Source organism: Staphylococcus sp. GDY8P57P (genome assembly GCF_017892585.1).
Lineage (GTDB): Bacteria > Bacillota > Bacilli > Staphylococcales > Staphylococcaceae > Staphylococcus > Staphylococcus borealis.
In genome coordinates, this window is sequence record NZ_JAESLK010000101.1 from 1 (window position 1) to 1679 (window position 1679).

General features: G+C 30.7%; 3 protein-coding genes. All 3 read left to right on the forward strand.

The genetic code is table 11. From position 1 onward, the window contains the following. Positions 1-208: 208 nt before the first annotated feature. Positions 209-556: a hypothetical protein gene (locus KA878_RS13715; protein ID WP_210122596.1), complete on the forward strand. Its 348-nt coding sequence runs from the start codon at positions 209-211 to the stop codon at positions 554-556. A gap of 198 nt (positions 557-754) precedes the next feature. Further along, positions 755-922: a cop-6 protein gene (locus tag KA878_RS13720; RefSeq protein ID WP_006308237.1), complete on the forward strand. Its 168-nt coding sequence runs from the start codon at positions 755-757 to the stop codon at positions 920-922. Between the two features lie 80 nt (positions 923-1002). After that, positions 1003-1602, forward strand: coding sequence for a replication protein (locus KA878_RS13725; RefSeq protein ID WP_012816703.1), 600 nt, complete (start codon positions 1003-1005; stop codon positions 1600-1602). The last annotated feature ends 77 nt before the right edge of the window (positions 1603-1679 follow it).

The window sequence follows — 1679 nt, forward strand, 5'->3', positions numbered from 1 at the left end:
AACAAAGAGATATTGATATTGAGAGGTAACGTCTGTTTATGCCGAGAAAACTTTTTGGCTTTGAAAGTCCTTAACTTATACTTAGAGCGCAAGCGAAGTAATAGCGATAGCTATTAACTTTCGCTTGGTAAAGCTCTTAGGATTGTTAAGGACGCAGCGTATCAAAGCCATAAAAGGAAATTGGAATAAATGCAAAGGTGGAGAAGAAATGAAGGAGTTAGATATTCTAGTTTATAAATATAATAATAAATTACATTATGAATGGCAGACTATATTGATAAAAGAGAATGATAATTATGTTTTAGTAAAAGGGGAAATCGGAAGAAAACTGAAACATTATACTAAAGGGAAAGTGTTTAATTGTCCGTTGAAATCTTTAGAGTTCTTTTCTCTTACAGAAGGTTTTACAGTAAATATTGATATTTCTAATTCAGGAGATATTGAATATTACTGTAATATTTGTTTGCCTTCAAAATTTAATTTAAAGAAAAAAATAAGAAATAATGAATTTCCTTTTGATGGTTTTTTTGAAAAATACATAGAAGAAATTAAATAAATTATAAGACCTTTTTAAAGGTCTTTTTTTAGTAAGAAAAGGGAGGATATGAGGGTGTTTTCCTAGGGGGGTACTACGACCTCCCCCCTAGGTGTCCATTGTCCATTGTCCAAACAAATAAATAAATATTGGGTTTTTAATGTTAAAAGGTTGTTTTTTATGTTAAAGTGAAAAAAACAGATGCTGGGAGGTACAGTGATGGTTGTAGATAGAAAAGAAGAGAAAAAAGTTGCTGTTACTTTAAGACTTACAACAGAAGAAAATGAGATATTAAATAGAATCAAAGAAAAATATAATATTAGCAAATCAGATGCAACCGGTATTCTAATAAAAAAATATGCAAAGGAGGAATACGGTGCATTTTAAACAAAAAAAGATAGACAGCACTGGCATGCTGCCTATCTATGACTAAATTTTGTTAAGTGTATTAGCACCGTTATTATATCATGAGCGAAAATGTAATAAAAGAAACTGAAAACAAGAAAAATTCAAGAGGACGTAATTGGACATTTGTTTTATATCCAGAATCAGCAAAAGCCGAGTGGTTAGAGTATTTAAAAGAGTTACACATTCAATTTGTAGTGTCTCCATTACATGATAGGGATACTGATACAGAAGGTAGGATGAAAAAAGAGCATTATCATATTCTAGTGATGTATGAGGGTAATAAATCTTATGAACAGATAAAAATAATTACAGAAGAATTGAATGCGACTATTCCGCAGATTGCAGGAAGTGTGAAAGGTCTTGTGAGATATATGCTTCACATGGACGATCCTAATAAATTTAAATATCAAAAAGAAGATATGATAGTTTATGGCGGTGTAGATGTTGATGAATTATTAAAGAAAACAACAACAGATAGATATAAATTAATTAAAGAAATGATTGAGTTTATTGATGAACAAGGAATCGTAGAATTTAAGAGTTTAATGGATTATGCAATGAAGTTTAAATTTGATGATTGGTTCCCGCTTTTATGTGATAACTCGGCGTATGTTATTCAAGAATATATAAAATCAAATCGGTATAAATCTGACCGATAGATTTTGAATTTAAGAGTGTCACAAGACACTCTTTTTTCGCACCAGCGAAAACTGGTTTAAGCCGACTGCGCAAATGA